This window comes from Anaerostipes butyraticus, from assembly GCF_016586355.1.
Classification (GTDB): Bacteria; Bacillota; Clostridia; order Lachnospirales; family Lachnospiraceae; genus Anaerostipes; species Anaerostipes butyraticus.
In genome coordinates this window covers 16,357-33,689 of sequence record NZ_BLYI01000026.1, presented here as the reverse complement: position 1 = coordinate 33,689, position 17,333 = coordinate 16,357, and the positions used below count along the sequence as shown (strand labels likewise).

The following is a 17,333-nucleotide window of genomic DNA, read 5'->3' as shown; positions in this document are numbered from 1 at the left end:
ATTCAGTTTCATAGGCGAGCTGTTGGCTCAAATAAAAATCGAACTTTGCCGTTATCTTTAGTATACACCTGAAACCATGGCAAGTAACTGAAAAGTTATAGCTATGTTTCATTGATGGTGGTGCCAAGTGGCCACGGCATGAAAGTTTCATAGGGAACTGCGTTCCTATGAAATAAAAAACGCTCCGCGAGGATCGCACTGCGGCTCCGCGAGGATTGCGCTGCGGCAGAAGGGAAGACGCTGCAAAATGCTGTTATAAGTTTTCCCTATAATAGATTCAAGAAGATAGATATTATACAGCGAATAAAAGATCTGATATGATAAAGAAAATTTCGATAAAAAAAGAAAGAGGTGGAACAAATGAAAAAATTATGGAAAAAATTATTTGCTGCAGTGCTGACGGGAGTGATCATGGTGACAGGGGCTGCCGGGTGTGGAACCGGCGGATCCAGTACAAAAAAAGATTCCAAAAAAATTATAGTGGGAGCCAGCCCTTCTCCTCATGCGGAGATCCTGCGTGCGGCTAAAAAAGTACTAAAAGAAAAAGGATATGAACTGGAAATTAAGGAATACTCTGATTATGTCCAGCCAAATACTGCCTTGGAAGCAGGGGATCTGGACGCTAATTATTTTCAGCATAAACCATACCTGGATAATTTCAATAAAGAAAAGGGAACAGATCTGGTATCGGCCGGAGTGATTCACTATGAACCATTTGGGATTTTCCCGGGAAAGACAAAATCTCTTAAAGATTTAAAAAACGGAGCCGATGTAGCCGTGCCAAACGATGCAACAAACGAAGCCAGAGCGCTGCTTCTTCTGGAGGCTCAGGGTCTGATCAAATTAAAAGACGGAGCGTCATTGACAGCGACAAAAAAGGATATTGTGGAAAATAAGAAGAATCTGAATATCAAGGAACTGGAAGCGGCACAGATTCCAAGATCCCTGCAGGACGTGGATATTGCAGTTATCAATGGAAATTATGCGTTGGAAGCTGGGCTGGAAGTTGATAAGGATGCACTGGCGGTAGAAGACGCAGAGTCTTTGGGAGCAAAGACATATGGAAATGTTGTGGCAGTGAAAAAAGGAGAAGAAAACAGTGCGGCCATAAAGGCTTTGGTGGAAGCATTAAAAAGCGATGAGGTAAAGGACTTTATCCAGAAAGAGTATAAAGGAGCTGTTGTTGCGCTTTTTTAAGGAAAATAGAGGAAAAATGCCCGCAGACTCATAAAAAGATTGAAAAAATCCTTTGGAATTGCTATGATTGGAATGCTATGCAGGATTTTATACTATGAGAAAGGATGGAAAAACGTGATTGAATTAAAGAACATAGATGTGGAATTCGGACATGGAGGAAATGCGTTTAAGGCAGTTAATGATGTCAGTCTTACCATTCAGGATGGAGAAGTGTTTGGGATTGTAGGTCCAAGCGGTGCCGGAAAGAGTACCCTGGTCCGTGTGATCAATATGCTTCAGCCTCCGACCAGAGGACAGGTGCTGATCGATGGCAGAGATATCACAAAGCTTAACCGCAGGGAATTGAGGAAGGTCCGTCTGAATATAGGAATGATCTTTCAGCATTTTAATCTGATCAGCGGTTCCACCATTGCGGAAAATGTCGCGTTTTCTCTTTATGCAAATAAATATCCAAAGGATAAGATCCCGGGAAGGGTAAAGGAACTGCTGGAACTGGTGCATCTTCCGGAAAAAGCAGATGCTTATCCGGCAAACCTGAGCGGCGGACAGAAGCAGCGGGTTGCCATTGCCAGGGCTCTGGCAAATAATCCGGAAATTTTACTTTGTGATGAAGCGACGTCCGCGCTGGACCTTGAGAATACAGAAGAGATTGTTGCGCTGTTAAAAGAGATCAATCAAAAGACCGGGATTACCATTGTCTTTATTACCCATGAAATGGAAGTAGCCAAAAAGCTGTTTGACAGAATCGCTTTTATGGAACAAGGAAAACTAAAAGAAATATCTGATATCTATACGGCATTTACTGAGCCGAAGGAGCCGATCGCAAAACGACTGGTGGAACGGGTGCTTAATGTAACGGTACCGGAAGCCCTTACAGTGAAAGAGGATGAGGAGCTGCTGCGGCTTAGCTATACCGGAGATGATTCTTACGATCCGGTGATCAGTATGGCTTCAAAAAATTATGATATCACCATTGATATTATCAGTGGAAAAGTAGATTATATTCATAACAAACCGTTTGGAGTTATGATCGTTATCTTAAGAGGAGCCGGATCCGAACGGGAAAAAGCTTTGGAATATATAGAAAAGAATGTATATAAGCTGGAAAGATTAGGAGGAAAATAAGATGAATGAAACACTCGAAATCATACAGTCAGAATTTGCCCAGGCATCTTTTGAGACTTTTGAGATGGTTCTGATTTCCATGATCGCGGCGGCTGTTGTGGGAACAGTTTTAGGACTGATTCTCCATCTGACATCCAGTCCGCTGTTCTTTAAAAACCGGATCATCAACGGAATTGCAGGAACGATCGTAAATATCATTCGATCTATGCCGTTTATCATATTGATCATTGTTCTGATCCCTGTGACAAGACTTCTGGTAGGAACATCTATTGGAGCACTTGCGGCTTCTGTATCCCTTTCCATTGCGTCCATTGCCTTTTTTGCACGGTTAGTAGAGGGCGCTTTCAGTGAAGTGGACAAAGGAGTAATTGAGGCAGCGGTTGCTGCCGGAGCAGGAACATTACTGATTATCCGTAAAGTTTTGTTTGTGGAGGCGATGCCTGCGCTGATCCGGGCTCTGACGGTAACATTTGTCAGTATCATTGGATATTCGGCAATGGCAGGGGCCGTAGGCGGCGGAGGAATCGGAAACCTCGCGATTATGTATGGATATAATCGTTACCAGACAGGCGTTTTATTTGTGACGGTGGTAGTTCTGATCGTTATCGTACAGCTGGGTCAGTGGATCGGAGACCGGATCGCAATGGCATTTACAAGAAAATAAAAGTCTGAAAAAATAAAATTAAGAAAGGATTCATATTTTTCTTTTCTTTGGAAACAATAGGAGTATAAAATGTTGAGAAGAAAAGGAGAGTTTACATGAAAAAGACAATATGGATCTTATGTATGGCAGTGGTTTTAGGAACGTCCCTCCTCTTTGCCGGATGTTCCAATCGTTCTAATGATGACACGACAGAAAAAACAACGGCCGGGAAGGCGTCAACAGAAGATGACAGTCTTGCGGATGATGTGGAAGACGCGGCAGATGATATCGCTGACGGAGCAGAAGATGCAGTGGATGATATAGCCAATGGATTTGATAATTATGATGATGCCCATGACTATCTGCTGAATCAGCTTGGAAACAGTGAGGAAGACGGAAGATATGTGGTGAAAAATAAGAGCGAGGAAACCACCGAGTATCAGGATGGATCTGAGGGATATCATTTTGAAGTATATGATACCAAAGATGATTCCGGAAAAAAATATGGAGACTTTTATGTCGATAAGGATACGGGTAAGATTTATCAGAAAAACACCGATACCAAAAAAATTGAAGAGTATAAAAAATAATGGATCAGGGTTCTGTTTCGAGAAAGAAACAGAACCTTTTTTCTTTACAAATGAAAAAAAGTATGGTATTCTAACCTTGAATTAGCACTCAACTAACGAGAGTGCTAACAATAGCAGCAAAGGAGGAACCCATATGATTACGATACCTGTATATGATATGATTATTTTGCCTGACATCGTGTATTATTTTAAAAGTGATGTATTTCAGGAATTAAATATAGAAGATGTCAGGAAAGATGACGAAGTACTATTTTTAATGCTGAAGGAGGATAAAGCCAGATCTGAGATGACGGCAGATGATTTTTATCCGATCGGTATTTCAGGAAAATTCCAGTCACGGGATGACAATGGTGTGATCAGTGTACGAACAACTAATCGTGTCAATGTCCTCCAGGTGAATGTAACTGCGGATGAGATTGTCGCTTCCGTAACGTTAAGGGAAGATATTGAAGATCTTTCAGATGAGGAGCGCAAGGAGCGGTACGGCAGAATGAGAGATTCTCTCTTAAAATTTGTCCAGGGCTTTCAGTGGGGCGTTATGGCGAGAGGTTATATCCTGCACTGGAAGAGCATGGAAGAGACCGTATCTTCTCTGGCAGGATATTTAAATTTAAGCAGTGAGGAAAAATATGAGATTCTGGCAGCGGATCATACCTCTGTCCGAACAGAACTGATGGAAAAAGCAATCTATGAGTTCATTGAGATGACCAGAGTGGGTCAGGAAGCCGAGAATGAACAGGTGGAAAGCCATGAAAAGGTTTATCGGGAAGATGCGATCAAAAAGCAGATTGATTTTCTGCAGAGGCAGTTGGATGAGATGCATCCGGAGAATGTCTCAGATGTTCGCAAATTTGAAAATAAGATCAGAGAATCCGGAATGAATGAGACGGCCAGACGGGAAGCTGAGAAGATTTTAAACCGGATGAAGCAGGAAGGAAAAGACAGCCATGAATATGGCATGCTCTATGATTATCTCGATTTTGTGACCGGACTGTCATGGAAAAAAGAGGAATTGACAGATGTGGATCTTACAGAAGCAGAGAAAATTCTGGATAAAGAGCATTATGGTCTGAAAAAGGTAAAACGCAGGATCATCCAGCAGCTGGCGGTAATGGCGCTGAATAAAAAGCAGTCAGGATCCATTCTGCTGTTCGTTGGGGCTCCCGGAACCGGAAAGACAAGCATTGGACAGAGCATTGCGGACGCCCTGCATAGAAAATATGTCCGGGTCAGCCTGGGAGGTGTCCGTGATGAAGCAGAAATCCGGGGACACCGGAGAACCTATGTGGGAGCGATGCCGGGAAGGATCATGGACGGCATGAAACGATGCGGCGCGTCAAATCCGGTCATGGTACTGGATGAAGTGGATAAGCTTTCCAAGGATTTCAGCGGAGATCCGGCAAGCGCTCTGCTGGAAGTACTGGATCCGGAGCAAAATAACAGCTTTACAGATCATTATATGAATGTTCCATATGATCTGTCTGATGTGTTGTTTGTATGTACGGCAAACACCATGGATACAATACCAGAACCGCTGCTGAACCGTATGGAAGTCATTCAGTTCCCGGGATATACAGCAGTGGAGAAATTCCAGATCGCACGCAGACATCTGCTGCCAAAAGCCATGAAAGCCATGGGAATCAAGGCTCAGAATCTGAAGGTAACAGATGAAGCTCTTGAAAAGATCATCAGTGATTATACGATGGAATCCGGAGTCCGGGGACTGAAAAAGCAGCTGGATACTTTGTGCAGATTCGCGGCAGTCAAACTGGTAAAAGGAGAACAAAAGAGCCTTACCGTAAGTCCGAGACGGCTGCAGGAATTTCTGGATCAGAAGCCGATCCATCATGAAAATATTCTGGAAGAAAAACAGCCGGGAATTGTGACTGGCCTTGCATGGACTCAGGCAGGAGGCGAAATCCTCTTTATTGAAACGATGTTTACCAAGGGAAGCGGAAAAATCCAGATCACAGGACAGCTCGGAGATGTTATGAAAGAATCTGTTCAGATTGCGGTGACATTAGTGAAATCAAGATATCCGGAGAAAGCAGACTTGTTTGAAAAAAATGATCTGCATGTCCATGTTCCGGCGGGGGCGGTTCCGAAAGACGGACCGTCTGCAGGTATTACCCTGACAACAGCAATCGCTTCTCTTGTAACGGGAAAAGCGGTTTCTCCAGAATACGCCATGACGGGAGAAGTTTCTTTAAGAGGCAGAGTGATGCCGATCGGAGGACTTCCGGAGAAGCTGATGGCGGCTCAGAGAGCCGGCATATCCAGGGTGCTGATCCCGGCGGAGAATGTCGATGACCTGGATGAGGTTGCTGATGAAGTAAAAGAAAAACTGAAAATCATACCGGTCAAGACCGTGGAAGAAGTGCTGAAAAAAGTACTGAAATAAGCGTCTGCCCTCCTGTTTAATGAGAGTTTTTCTCGATAATCAGGAGGGCAGTTATGTTATAATAAAAAGGTATCTAATAAAAGGTTTTTTTAAGAATGGAGGATTTTTCCAATGAAAAATCACAAGTTCTGGGCATGGGCGATGATCATCTGTCTGATGATGACTGTCTATACCGGGTATAAGCACAAATAACAACAGGAGGCAGAATTATGTTAGATATCTTAAAGAAATTTGATTTAAAAAAAGGAGGGATTTTTGCTGCTGGTGTTTTGTTTGGCACCGCAGGAATTAAAATTCTGTCCAGCAGGGATGCAAAGAAAGTATATACGAACTGTACAGCCGCAGCGCTTCGGGCAAAAGAGTGTGTAATGAAGACTGCAACAACAGTGCAGGAAAATGCAGAGGACATCTATGCGGAGGCGCAGCAGATCAATGAGGAAAGAGCTTCCCGTGAAGCGGTAATTGAAGAAGAAACCGCAGAGGGAGAAACAGGTGCCGTATTTGAAGAAGAGGAAGCGGCAGAATAAGATATGAGATTTGTTATAAAGCATGAAATAAAGGGACGTATTCGGATTCACGCAGTGCAGAAGACAATGACCTGCCGTGAAGCGGATACGTTATATTATTATCTGATGAGCCGAAAATCGGTAACTGCTGCGAAAGTGCGGCAGCAGACGCAGGATATTACCATATCCTATACTTCCGGCAGAGAAGAGATGATACAGCTGCTTCGCCGGTTTTGTTATAAAGATGTGAAAGTTCCGGAGTCTTTTCTGGCAAATTCCGGGAGAGAGTTAAATGAGGAATACCGTCAGAAACTGATCATGCATATTGTACGCTGGGCGGGAAGCCGGCTGTTTCTGCCATATCCTCTGAGGGCGGCGATTACAGCGGTAAAATCTGTAAAATATCTGAAAGAGGGAGTGAAAACTCTTGCAGCTGGAAAGCTGGAGGTTCCGGTACTGGATGGAGCGGCGATCGGTATGTCTGTGATCCGCAGGGATATGGATACGGCAGGTTCCGTAATGTTCCTTCTGGGAATCGGTGAAATTCTGGAGGAGTGGACCCATAAGAAGTCAGTAGATGATCTGGCAAGGAGTATGTCTCTGAATGTAAGCAAAGTCTGGATGATGAAAGACGGGCAGCAGATCCTGGTTTCCGCTTCCGACATTCGGGAAGAAGATCAGATCGTGGTATATATGGGAAATGTGATCCCATTTGACGGGATTGTATCGGAAGGCGAGGCCATGGTAAACCAGTCCTCGCTGACAGGAGAGTCTGTTCCTGTAAGAAAAACAGCGGACGGATACGTTTATGCCGGAACTGTAGTGGAAGAAGGAGAACTGACCATCTGTGTAAAAGAAACCAGTGGCTCTACCAAATTTGAAAAAATTGCAACAATGATCGAAGAGTCTGAGAAGCTGAAATCTTCCATGGAAGGAAAGGCGGAACATCTGGCGGATCAGCTGGTGCCATATACTCTGGCGGGAACTGCTCTTACTTATCTTATTACAAGAAATACCACAAAGGCACTGTCTGTTCTTATGGTGGACTTTTCCTGTGCTTTGAAACTTGCAATGCCGATTTCTGTACTGTCGGCAATTCGGGAAGCGGGTTTTTATGATATTACCGTAAAAGGAGGGAAATTCCTGGAAGCGGCGGCAGAAGCGGATACCATTGTCTTTGATAAGACAGGGACGCTTACAAAAGCCCGGCCGGCGGTCGTGGATGTAATTTCATTTAACGGAGAAGACAAGGATGAACTTCTCAGAATGGCGGCATGTATGGAAGAACATTTTCCTCATTCCATGGCGAAGGCTGTCGTAGATGCGGCAAAGAAAAAGAATCTGATCCATGAGGAAAATCATTCGAAAGTGGAATATATCGTGGCACATGGGATTTCGACAACGATCGATGGGAAAAAAGCTGTGATCGGAAGCTATCATTTTGTATTTGAAGATGAAGGATGCAGGATTCCGGAGGGAATGCAGGAAACTTTCGACCAGCTGTGCCCGGAACATTCCCACCTGTATCTGGCGGTCGAACATAGCCTGGCGGCGGTGATCTGTATTGAAGATCCGCTGAGGGAAGAAGCGGCGGACGTGGTCAAGGACTTAAAAGAAGCGGGCATAAAAAAAGTTGTGATGATGACGGGTGACAGTGAAAGAACGGCAGGATCCATTGCCCGCAGAGTCGGGGTTGATGAGTATTTTTCAGAAGTACTTCCGGAAGATAAGGCAGAGTTTGTAGAAAGAGAAAAGAGACAGGGACATAAGGTCATTATGATTGGAGACGGAATCAACGATTCTCCGGCTTTATCAGCTGCGGATGTGGGAATCGCCATCAGTGACGGCGCGGAAATCGCGAGAGAAATCGCGGATGTTACCATCGGAGCCGACAATCTGAATGAACTTGTTACTTTGAAAAAACTGAGCAGTCTGCTAATGAAGAGAATTCATAAAAATTACCGGATGATCGTGGGAATCAATACAGCACTGATCCTGCTGGGAGTCGGCGGAATCATTCAGCCGACAACATCGGCATTGTTCCACAATATGTCAACTTTAGCCATTGGATTAAAGAGTATGGAAGACCTGCTTGTATAAAAGAAAAAAGAAATCAGCACCTGGAGAGCTGCTGTCAGCAGAAGATGTGATCTGTGAGACAGCAGCTCTGTTTTTTATTTCTGAGCCTTTTTCAGTGCGTTTTTTATGGCCTGTTTTAGGATCGTGTTTGTGTACTGGCTTTGATCGTCAAACTTGATATCATCAATGGACTCAACTTTAGGGAGCTGTTTGTTGATTTCTTTCAGAGACGGTTCTACAAGAGGATACATGGTTTTTACGGTTTTATCTAAATGCTTCAGGGCGGCAGACTGAGGTTTTCCGTTTTTTACAGTTACCTGAAGTTCCAGTTCGCTGTCTCCCAGTGTCAGAGGAGAAGAATAGACTCCTTCTATGTAGCCGGAAGTTTGTTCTGACTTTTCCGTCGATTCTTTAGACGGGGCGAACATAAAAATAAGCAGAAGGATCAAAAGGATTCCCAGCAGGATGAAAATACCGGTATAGATCAGTTCTTTCGCCTTGAAGACGACAATTTTCGTTTTAGATGACATAACTTCCTCCCAAAAAGATTCTATTTTAGTATATGAGTCAAAACAGAAAGATATGACACAAAGAATCCGATCATGCAAGGTAGAGTTTTTTTGCCAGATAAGGTATACTGGGGGATAAGGAGATGAATTATGGCATTACAATTTATTTTAGGACCGGCAAGGTCCGGAAAAACAACTTATATTTATGACCGTATCATCCGGGAATCCATGGAAAAGCCGGATCAGGAGTTTTTCCTTCTGGTGCCGGATCAGTCAACATTAAATGCGCAGAAGGAACTGGTGACGAGACATCCGGCCCATGGCACTATGAATATTGACGTGGTAGGATTTTTTCGCCTGGCTTACCGGATTTTCGAAGAGCTGTCTTATGTTCCGAAAAATCTGCTGGAAGATGAAGGAAAATCCATGGTGATTCGGAAAGTCATGGAAAAAAACAGGAAAAATCTGAAGATTTTCGGATCCAGTATGAAAAAGCCTGGCTTTATCGAAGAGTTAAAGTCTTTTTTTGCAGAAATGTATCAGTATGATGTTTCCAGAAAGGATCTGGAAGACGCCGCTGAACATATGAAGCATCCTGCCTTGAGGGCAAAGATGGATGATATTCTTCTGGTTATGACAGAATTTGAAGATTATATCCAGGAGAGATATCTGATATCAGAGCAGCTTCTGGATGTTCTGGCAGGGAAGATGGAAGAATCCCGGAAACTAAAGAATGCGGTCTTTTATCTGGATGGGTTTACCGGATTTACTCCAATTCAGAGAAAGGTCATTCAGAAGCTGATGAAAATCGGGCAGAAAGTCTTTATTTCCATGACAGTGGATGAGGCGGCAGTTTCAAAAGAGTATAGAGAATATGAATTGTTTGCCCTGCCGAAAAAAGAGCGGATGATTTTGATGCGGGATGCCATGGAACTGGGAGTAAAGGTGGAAAAAGATATTTTCTGCAGACCGGATGACAGAGGATCTGCACAGCTGAGACATCTGGAACGGAATCTGTTCCGGTATCCATACCGAGCCTGGAAAGGAGAATGCCAGGATATCTGTGTGTTTCAGGCAATGAATCCGCGGACGGAAAGTCAGATCATAGCGGGCCGGATCGAGACTCTGGTCAGAAAGCATGGATATCAGTATAAAGGTATCGTTGTGCTGACGGCGGATCTGGAAAGTTATGGAAGTGAACTGGAACGGAGCTTTCAGGATTTTCACATTCCGTATTTTGTGGACGCGAACCGCAAATTGAAGAATAATCCGTGCATTGAGACGATTCTTTCGGCCCTTAAAATGATACAGAAGGATTTTTCCTATGATATGGTCTTCCGGTATCTGAAATCGGGATTTTCCTGTCTGAATCAGGAAGAGGCGGACCTGCTGGAGAACTATGTGATTGCCATGGGGATTCGGGGATACAGCCGGTGGAACCGGCCTTTTGAGACGGAAATTTTTTCAAAAGAAGAACAGGAACGGATCGAGCCGCTGAGAATCCGTTTTATGGATGAGATACGCCCGCTGAAAGAAGGACTGAAAAAGAGGGGAGAGACCGTGCTTGGGAAACTGACCTGTCTTTATGAGTTTTTAGAGCGTCTGAACATTGAACAGAAAATGGAAGATAAGAAGCAGAAATTTGAGGAAGCAGGTGATCCGGCCCAGGCAAAAACTTATGGCAGAGTTTATGGACAGGTTTTGGATCTGATGGAGCAGATGGCGGATATTCTTGGAGAAGAAAAATTGTCCTATGATGATTTTTTAAGCGTTCTGGAAACAGGAATGGAAGAGATGACCATGGGAGTCATACCTCCAAGTCTGGATCAGGTAGTGATCGGAGATATGGAAAGGACCAGGACGGAAGGAGTTAAAGTACTCTTTTTCGCAGGAGTCAGTGACAATGTCATACCGAAACAGAATCCGAAAGGGAATGTGATCAGTGATTCCCAGAAGGAAATGCTGGAAGAAGAAGGAATTGTGATGGCGCCGACTGCCAAGGCAGCGTCCTATATGGAACAGTTTTATCTTTATCTTACAAGCGCAAAACCGGAAGATAAGCTGTATGTATCCTACAGTGTGATGACGGCGTCCGGAGACAACCAGAAGCCTTCTTATTTTCTGGAACGGATCCGGTCTGTTTTTCCAGAGTTAAAAATCCGGGAAGAAAAGGATCTTGAGATACAGGGATATACACCGGAAGCGGCTATGAATCAGGTGGTTTCTCTTTTGGAAGAAGAAACGCTTAGTGAAGAACAATGGCGGCAGCTGGCGGTTCTTTTTTATGGACTGGAAGGATATTTACCGGCGGCCAGATGCATTGACGGGAAATTTTACCAAAATCAGGCTTCTCCGATCAGCAGAGATTTAGTGAAGGAACTATATGGAGATACTCTGCGGGGGAGCGTAACAAGGATGGAACAGTTTGCCGGCTGTGCGTTTTCTCATTTTATGAAATATGGCCTGAAGCTGAAAGAACGGATGGAACATCAGCTTCTTCCCATGGACATGGGGCAGGTCTTCCATAAGACCATGGAACTGGTCGGAAAACGTACAGACTGGAAGTTCACTGATGACGAATCCAGGGATTCTTTTGTAGACCAGACGGTGGAAGAGGCGGTTTCCGAAGTCCAGCAGGAGATACTGGAAAGCAGCAGCAGAAATCATTATCTGATGGATCGGATGAAGAGGATTTCCAGACGGGCTGTATGGGCCATGGAACAGTATATCCGGAGAGGAGATTTTACTCCGGAAGAGTATGAAATTGCGTTTTCCGAAGAAAATCAGCTGAAATCTATGAACTTTTCTCTGGAGAACGGAGAGAAAATGGTATTTTCCGGCGTCGTGGACCGGATGGACAGTATAGAAGATGAGGAAAATAAATACATCCGAATCATTGACTATAAATCGGGAGATGTAAAATTTGATTTTGCGAAAGTTTTTCATGGACTTCAGATGCAGCTGATCATCTATATGAACGCCATGCTGGAACTGTATGAGAAAAAGGGAGAAAAACGAGTGCTTCCGGCCGGGATGTTTTATTTTCATATAAACGATCCGATTGTGAAAGATAAAAAGAAAAAACAGGATGATGCAGAGACAGAACTTTTGAAGGAAATGAAGATGAGCGGGGTGGCAAACAGTGATTTTGATCTGATTTCAAAAATGGAGCATTCAGGGAAAGAGGGAATTCTTTCGATGCCTGTGGCCGTAACAACAAAGGGATTGGACAAGCGTTCTTCCATTATGGATACCAGTCAGATGCTGAAGCTTGGAACGATGGTGGAAGAGAAGATCATAGAGCTGGGCAACGCGCTGATGAAGGGAGATATATCCATCCGCCCTTATGAGTACCAAAATGGGATGCCGTGTAATTACTGCAGTTTCCGTCATATATGCGCATATGAAAACGGAGTCGACCCGGTAAAAAGGATCAAAAGCATATCATTGGAGGAGGGAAAACATGCCTTGGACGAAGGAACAGCAAAAAGTCATTGATCAGAGAGACGCGGATATCCTGGTATCTGCGGCAGCGGGTTCTGGGAAAACAGCGGTCCTGGTGGAACGAATCATACAAAAAATAACAGATGAGGAGCATCCTCTGGATGTGGACCGGCTTCTGGTGGTGACGTTTACCAAAGCGGCGGCAGGAGAAATGAGAGAAAGAATTGCGGCGGCTCTGGATAAAAAGGTACAGGAATCCCCGCAGAATCAGCATTTTGTCCGTCAGCTTTCTCTGATTCATAAAACTCAGATCACAACTATCCATAGTTTCTGTATGAGTCTGATTCGTGATTATTTTTATGTTCTGGGGATCGATCCCAATATCGCTCCGGGCGAGGAAGGTCAGCTATCGCTCATGAGAGAGCAGATACTGGATGAAATCCTGGAAGAAGCGTATGAAAAAAGGGATCCGGAGTTTATCGAGCTGGTAGAATCTTATTCTCCGGGCCGGAATGACAAAGAACTGGGTCAGTATATCTTAAATCTTTATGAGAAAGCGAGAAGTCATGTACAGCCGGAAGCATGGCTTCAGGATGCCAGGGAGAATCTTCAGGTAGAAACCTTGGAGGATCTGGAAAAGTCTCCTATGGTGAAGATGATCTGGAAGGATGCATCTGGAATTTTTGAGAACGCCCTTGCCATTCTGAAGGAAGCCCTGGAAACAGCTGAGGCAGAAGGAGGACCATATTTTTATCTGAAACAGTTAAAACAGGATGAAGAAATATTAAATGGATTTGCGGAAGCAGAGTCATTTGGAGAATGCTGTCAGCTGTTTGAGACATTTGAAAAACCAAGGCTGAATGGACGCAGAAAGAAAACAGATGTGATCGATCCAAAACTTCAGGAACGATGCAAAGGGATGAGGGATCATGCGTATAATCTGGTTGAAGAGATGAGAGGCGCTTATTTTTATCTCAGTATGGGAGATATCCTGAGAGAACTGAAAATCGTAAGACGCCCGCTGGAAGCGCTGATCGGACTGACAGAAGAATTCATGGAACGATATTCTCAGAGAAAAATAAGAGAAAATCTTATGGACTATGATGATATGGAACATTTTGCCCTGAGGCTTCTGATCGATCACTGGGATGAGAATGATAATCCGGTGCCAAGCCAGATTGCTTTGGAGAAATCCATGGATTTTGAAGAAATTTACATTGATGAGTATCAGGACAGCAATTTTATTCAGGATGCGATTCTGCGCAGTGTGTCCAGGGAAGCGGAAGACGGACATAATATGTTTATGGTGGGAGATGTGAAACAAAGCATTTACAGTTTCCGTCTGGCAAGACCGGAATTGTTCCTGGAGAAATATCACCGGTATCAGGGTCCGGAAAAAGAATATCAGCTGATCGAACTCCGCAACAATTTCAGGAGTCGAAGAGAAGTGCTGCAGTTTACTAATGATATTTTTTATCAGATCATGCACGAGTCTTTGGGGAATATTGAGTATACAAAAGAAGCAGCGCTGGTTCCGACTATGGAATTCCCGGAAAGCAGCGGTATGACCGCAGAAATTCTGCTGATCGATCAGGAAGAGGTCAGTCAGTCGGAAGAAAACGCGCTGGCGCTGGAGGCCCGGATGATTGCCGGAAAAATAAAGGAAATGGTAGATGGAGAGGATCCTTTGATGGTGACGGGAGAAGATGAACAGGGAAACCGGGTTTTAAGGAATGTCTGCTATAAGGACATTGTAATCTTGCTGCGGTCCATGAAAGGAAAGGCGGAAGTATTTCAGAAAGAACTGATGGACGCGGGAATTCCGGCTTTCTGTGACAATCAGACCGGATATTTTGATACGGTAGAGATCCGAACGCTGTTAAGCCTTTTATCTGTTGTAGACAATATGTATCAGGATATTGATCTGGCGGCGGTTCTTCGTTCCCCGATCATCGGAATGACAGAAGAAGATCTGGGATGGCTGAAGATTAAAGGAAAATCGGAACATTTATATGGCTGTCTGACCGCGGTTCAGGATCAGATGCCGCTGGCCAAAAAGGCATTAAACTATCTTGAACATTTAAGAGAGGAGAAGACCTGTCTTCCGTTAAATGAACTGATATGGCTTGCCCTGGATGAAAGCGGTTATTTTTACTATGCCGGCTCCATGCCGCAGGGAAAGAAACGTCAGGGAAATATTTTAATGCTGATTGAACAGGCGAAAGCGTTTGAAAACAATCAGGTAAAGGGTTTGTTCCATTTTGTACGGTATATGAAACAGCGCAGGGAATATAATATGGATTTTGGAGAAGCCAGTGTTCTGGGAGAAGATCAGGATCTGGTGCGGATATCCAGCATTCATAAAAGCAAGGGACTGGAATATCCTGTTGTATTTGTATCGAATCTTCACAAGAGATTTAATCAGCAGGACAGCAGTGGAAAAATAATTTTCCATCCGGATTATTTTGTCGGCGCGGATATGATCGATCCGGTGCACCGGATCCGAAGGACGACGATTTTGAAAAGTATGATCTGCCGTCAGATGAAAAAAGAAGCTCTTGGAGAAGAACTGAGAGTTCTATATGTAGCCATGACCAGAGCAAAAGAGAAACTGATCCTGACCGGAATTAAGACAAAGGAAATTGACTGGAACCGGAAAAAAGAGATATCTTATATTGATCTGTTGGAATCAAATTCTTATTATGACTGGATCAGCAAAGCGCTTGTGCATGTTCCGACAGAAGATTTTCAGCTGCAGATCTATCATCTGGAAGATTTTGCCTGGCAGCAGGAGAAAGAAGAAATAGAGTGCCAGCTGGACAAACAGATTTTTCTTGCCAGAATTGCAGGAGAAGAAGAAAGCCGGCAGGAAGAAATACGGCGGCTTAGAGAAACATTTGCCTATCAGTATGTAAATCAGGCGGAAACGAGAGGACAGCTTAAGTATTCGGTTTCAGAGATTAAGAGGATGAGCCAGACAGCAGACGAAGAAGAGGAAACTATGTTTCCTGCACGGGAACCGGAAAAAAGAATTCCGAAGTTTATCAGTCAGGAAAAGAAAATTTCTGCGGTTTCACGGGGAACTGCGGTTCACAAAGTATTTGAACTTCTGGATCTGGGCAGGACCTATTCTTATGGCGAGCTGGATGAACAGATCCGCCTCTGGATCAGCCAGGGGGCGATTGGCGAAGAGTATGACAAAGTGATATGGCGAAAGGATATTCTGGCATTTCTGGAATCAGATCTTGGAAAAAGAGTGCGTAAGGCTGCGTCCCAAAAAAAAGTCTGGAAAGAAAAGCAGTTTGTGATGGGCGTTCCGTTTTCAGAAATGTCAGAGGATGAGGAAAGCAGTTCTTATGTTGTCGTTCAGGGAATCATCGATTTGTATTTTGAGGAGGAGGACGGACTTGTTCTGGTAGACTATAAGACAGACCGGATCAAGGATCAGGACAGCTCTATTCTTGTCAGACGGTATAAAGTCCAGCTTGACTATTACCGCAGAGCCTTAGAACAGATGACGGGGAAAAAGGTAAAAGAATGTTATATTTACTCAGTATTTCTGAAGGAAGCGCTGGTTTTATAAAGATTTAACAATTTGTCATATATTTTTAAGGAACAAAACATACACAAGTCACAAATTTCTGGTAAGATAAAACCATCAGAAAGGAGTGATACCTACATGGAACACAAGAATCATATAACGATTGACGAATTGATGAAAAAGAGTCTTCAATTTGCATTAGCAGCGACTTTAATTGCAGGTACATCCAATATTTCCGTAATCAAGGATAAGATTCAGGTAAAAGAAAGTGATCACGGAACGATTGTCATTCAGCAGATGAATGATTAGGCCTTTTTCGGGAATGCTAAGACAGGTAACCATTGTTTTAGCAGAGCAGAAAGGATATGGAATATGTCAAAGGACAAAGAATTTACCGAGAAATCATTTGATGAAATGGACGAAAAGGAGCGCTTAAAATTTGAGACTGCCAAGGAACTGGGGCTGGCTGACCGTCTGATGAAGAACGGATGGAAATCATTATCAGCCAGCGAGACAGGGAAGATCGGCGGACTGATGAACCGAAAGATGAAGGACAATAACAAAAGATAAGATCAGGCCGGGTATGCGGAAGCATATCCGGCTTTTCCTTTTCCTGCCTTCCTGTTATAATAGCCATAACAACGGGAAGGAGCATGGCATGATAACGAAAGAACAATTTGAGAAAGCTCTGGAAGAGCGTCAGACAAGAGAAGTAAGAGAAAAATTAAGGGAAGGGTGCGTGGCCGTGGCAGGTCTGGGCGGACTTGGGTCACATATTGCCCTGATGCTGGCAAGGACAGGAATCCGCAGGCTTCTGCTGGTGGATTTTGATCAGGTGGATGTTTCGAACCTGAATCGTCAGGCATACACGATCGATCAGATTGGAATGCCGAAAACGGAGGCCATGAAACAGAGGATCAGTCAGATCAATCCATGGATCGAACTGGAATTTTTTCAGGGGAAGGTGACCAGAGAAAACGCAGCCAGTATTTTCAAAGGATATCCGGTTATCTGTGAGGCATTTGACGGAGCAGAAGAGAAAGCCATGCTGGTGAATACCGTGCTGGAGCAGCTTCCGGATTCTGTCGTGATTTCCGGCAGCGGCATGGCAGGAGCCTATAGTTCCAATCTGATCAAAACAAGGAAAGTGATGCAACGGCTGTATCTGTGCGGAGATGAAACCTACGGTGTGTCTGATGAAGAATCTCTGACTGCTGCGCGGGTCTCCATCTGTGCGGGACATGAAGCTAATATGGCTGTTCGGCTGCTCCTGGGTGAAACTGACGTGTAGAAAGGAA

General features: G+C 44.0%; 13 protein-coding genes. 12 read left to right on the top strand and 1 reads right to left on the bottom strand.

All coding sequences use genetic code 11. The features are described from left to right. Positions 1 to 411: 411 nt before the first annotated feature. From JMF81_RS05370 to JMF81_RS05340, 7 genes are all read left to right on the top strand, one after another. Positions 412 to 1,197 carry a MetQ/NlpA family ABC transporter substrate-binding protein gene (locus JMF81_RS05370; RefSeq protein ID WP_243282546.1) on the top strand — a complete coding sequence of 262 codons (786 nt, stop codon included), beginning with the start codon at positions 412 to 414 and terminating at the stop codon, positions 1,195 to 1,197. A gap of 114 nt (positions 1,198 to 1,311) precedes the next feature. Further along, positions 1,312 to 2,322 carry a methionine ABC transporter ATP-binding protein gene (locus JMF81_RS05365; RefSeq protein ID WP_201310423.1) on the top strand — a complete coding sequence of 337 codons (1,011 nt, stop codon included), beginning with the start codon at positions 1,312 to 1,314 and terminating at the stop codon, positions 2,320 to 2,322. Position 2,323: 1 nt separating this feature from the next. Next, positions 2,324 to 2,986: a methionine ABC transporter permease gene (locus JMF81_RS05360; protein WP_201310422.1), complete on the top strand. Its 663-nt coding sequence runs from the start codon at positions 2,324 to 2,326 to the stop codon at positions 2,984 to 2,986. Positions 2,987 to 3,081: 95 nt separating this feature from the next. Then, positions 3,082 to 3,555 carry a ubiquinone biosynthesis protein gene (locus JMF81_RS05355; RefSeq protein ID WP_201310421.1) on the top strand — a complete coding sequence of 158 codons (474 nt, stop codon included), beginning with the start codon at positions 3,082 to 3,084 and terminating at the stop codon, positions 3,553 to 3,555. Between the two features lie 133 nt (positions 3,556 to 3,688). Further along, a complete protein-coding gene (lon, locus tag JMF81_RS05350) occupies positions 3,689 to 5,956 on the top strand; it encodes an endopeptidase La (protein WP_201310420.1) in 2,268 nt (755 codons plus the stop codon). 209 nt (positions 5,957 to 6,165) lie between these two features. Continuing rightward, positions 6,166 to 6,483 carry a DUF6110 family protein gene (locus JMF81_RS05345; protein ID WP_201310419.1) on the top strand — a complete coding sequence of 106 codons (318 nt, stop codon included), beginning with the start codon at positions 6,166 to 6,168 and terminating at the stop codon, positions 6,481 to 6,483. Positions 6,484 to 6,486: 3 nt separating this feature from the next. Continuing rightward, the gene (locus tag JMF81_RS05340) at positions 6,487 to 8,562 is read left to right on the top strand and encodes a heavy metal translocating P-type ATPase (protein WP_201310418.1); all 2,076 of its coding nucleotides are present in this window, start codon (positions 6,487 to 6,489) and stop codon (positions 8,560 to 8,562) included. Positions 8,563 to 8,636: 74 nt separating this feature from the next. On the opposite strand, the gene JMF81_RS05335 is transcribed toward JMF81_RS05340, so the two are convergent. After that, positions 8,637 to 9,071 carry a hypothetical protein gene (locus tag JMF81_RS05335; protein ID WP_201310417.1) on the bottom strand — a complete coding sequence of 145 codons (435 nt, stop codon included), beginning with the start codon at positions 9,069 to 9,071 and terminating at the stop codon, positions 8,637 to 8,639. Positions 9,072 to 9,200: 129 nt separating this feature from the next. Between JMF81_RS05335 and addB the strand changes: the two genes are divergently transcribed. The 5 genes from addB (at position 9,201) to thiF (ending at position 17,326) form a co-directional block, all read left to right on the top strand. Next, positions 9,201 to 12,548, top strand: a complete 3,348-nt coding sequence (addB, locus tag JMF81_RS05330; RefSeq protein ID WP_201310416.1) for a helicase-exonuclease AddAB subunit AddB — start codon at positions 9,201 to 9,203, stop codon at positions 12,546 to 12,548. Continuing rightward, entirely contained in the window at positions 12,514 to 16,077 is a 3,564-nt protein-coding gene (addA, locus tag JMF81_RS05325) for a helicase-exonuclease AddAB subunit AddA (RefSeq protein WP_201310415.1), read from the top strand. Before addB ends, addA begins: the two co-directional genes overlap by 35 nt. A 96-nt stretch (positions 16,078 to 16,173) precedes the next feature. Then, positions 16,174 to 16,344, top strand: coding sequence for a hypothetical protein (locus JMF81_RS05320; RefSeq protein WP_201310414.1), 171 nt, complete (start codon positions 16,174 to 16,176; stop codon positions 16,342 to 16,344). Between the two features lie 63 nt (positions 16,345 to 16,407). Next, complete coding sequence (locus JMF81_RS05315) at positions 16,408 to 16,605, top strand: small, acid-soluble spore protein, alpha/beta type (protein WP_201310413.1); 198 nt, start codon at positions 16,408 to 16,410, stop codon at positions 16,603 to 16,605. 88 nt (positions 16,606 to 16,693) lie between these two features. Beyond that, positions 16,694 to 17,326: a sulfur carrier protein ThiS adenylyltransferase ThiF gene (gene thiF / locus JMF81_RS05310; protein WP_201310412.1), complete on the top strand. Its 633-nt coding sequence runs from the start codon at positions 16,694 to 16,696 to the stop codon at positions 17,324 to 17,326. Positions 17,327 to 17,333 lie beyond the last annotated feature (7 nt).

What these genes read in the sequence shown, in the direction of transcription:
- JMF81_RS05370 (WP_243282546.1), top strand. Translation starts at nt 412, where the DNA reads ATGGTGACAGGGGCTGCCGGGTGTGGAACCGGCGGATCCAGTACAAAA.
- JMF81_RS05360 (WP_201310422.1), top strand. Translation starts at nt 2,324, where the DNA reads ATGAATGAAACACTCGAAATCATACAGTCAGAATTTGCCCAGGCATCT.
- JMF81_RS05355 (WP_201310421.1), top strand. Translation starts at nt 3,082, where the DNA reads ATGAAAAAGACAATATGGATCTTATGTATGGCAGTGGTTTTAGGAACG.
- lon (WP_201310420.1), top strand. Translation starts at nt 3,689, where the DNA reads ATGATTACGATACCTGTATATGATATGATTATTTTGCCTGACATCGTG.
- JMF81_RS05345 (WP_201310419.1), top strand. Translation starts at nt 6,166, where the DNA reads ATGTTAGATATCTTAAAGAAATTTGATTTAAAAAAAGGAGGGATTTTT.
- JMF81_RS05340 (WP_201310418.1), top strand. Translation starts at nt 6,487, where the DNA reads ATGAGATTTGTTATAAAGCATGAAATAAAGGGACGTATTCGGATTCAC.
- JMF81_RS05335 (WP_201310417.1), bottom strand. Translation starts at nt 9,071, where the DNA reads ATGTCATCTAAAACGAAAATTGTCGTCTTCAAGGCGAAAGAACTGATC.
- addB (WP_201310416.1), top strand. Translation starts at nt 9,201, where the DNA reads ATGGCATTACAATTTATTTTAGGACCGGCAAGGTCCGGAAAAACAACT.
- addA (WP_201310415.1), top strand. Translation starts at nt 12,514, where the DNA reads ATGCCTTGGACGAAGGAACAGCAAAAAGTCATTGATCAGAGAGACGCG.
- JMF81_RS05320 (WP_201310414.1), top strand. Translation starts at nt 16,174, where the DNA reads ATGGAACACAAGAATCATATAACGATTGACGAATTGATGAAAAAGAGT.
- JMF81_RS05315 (WP_201310413.1), top strand. Translation starts at nt 16,408, where the DNA reads ATGTCAAAGGACAAAGAATTTACCGAGAAATCATTTGATGAAATGGAC.
- thiF (WP_201310412.1), top strand. Translation starts at nt 16,694, where the DNA reads ATGATAACGAAAGAACAATTTGAGAAAGCTCTGGAAGAGCGTCAGACA.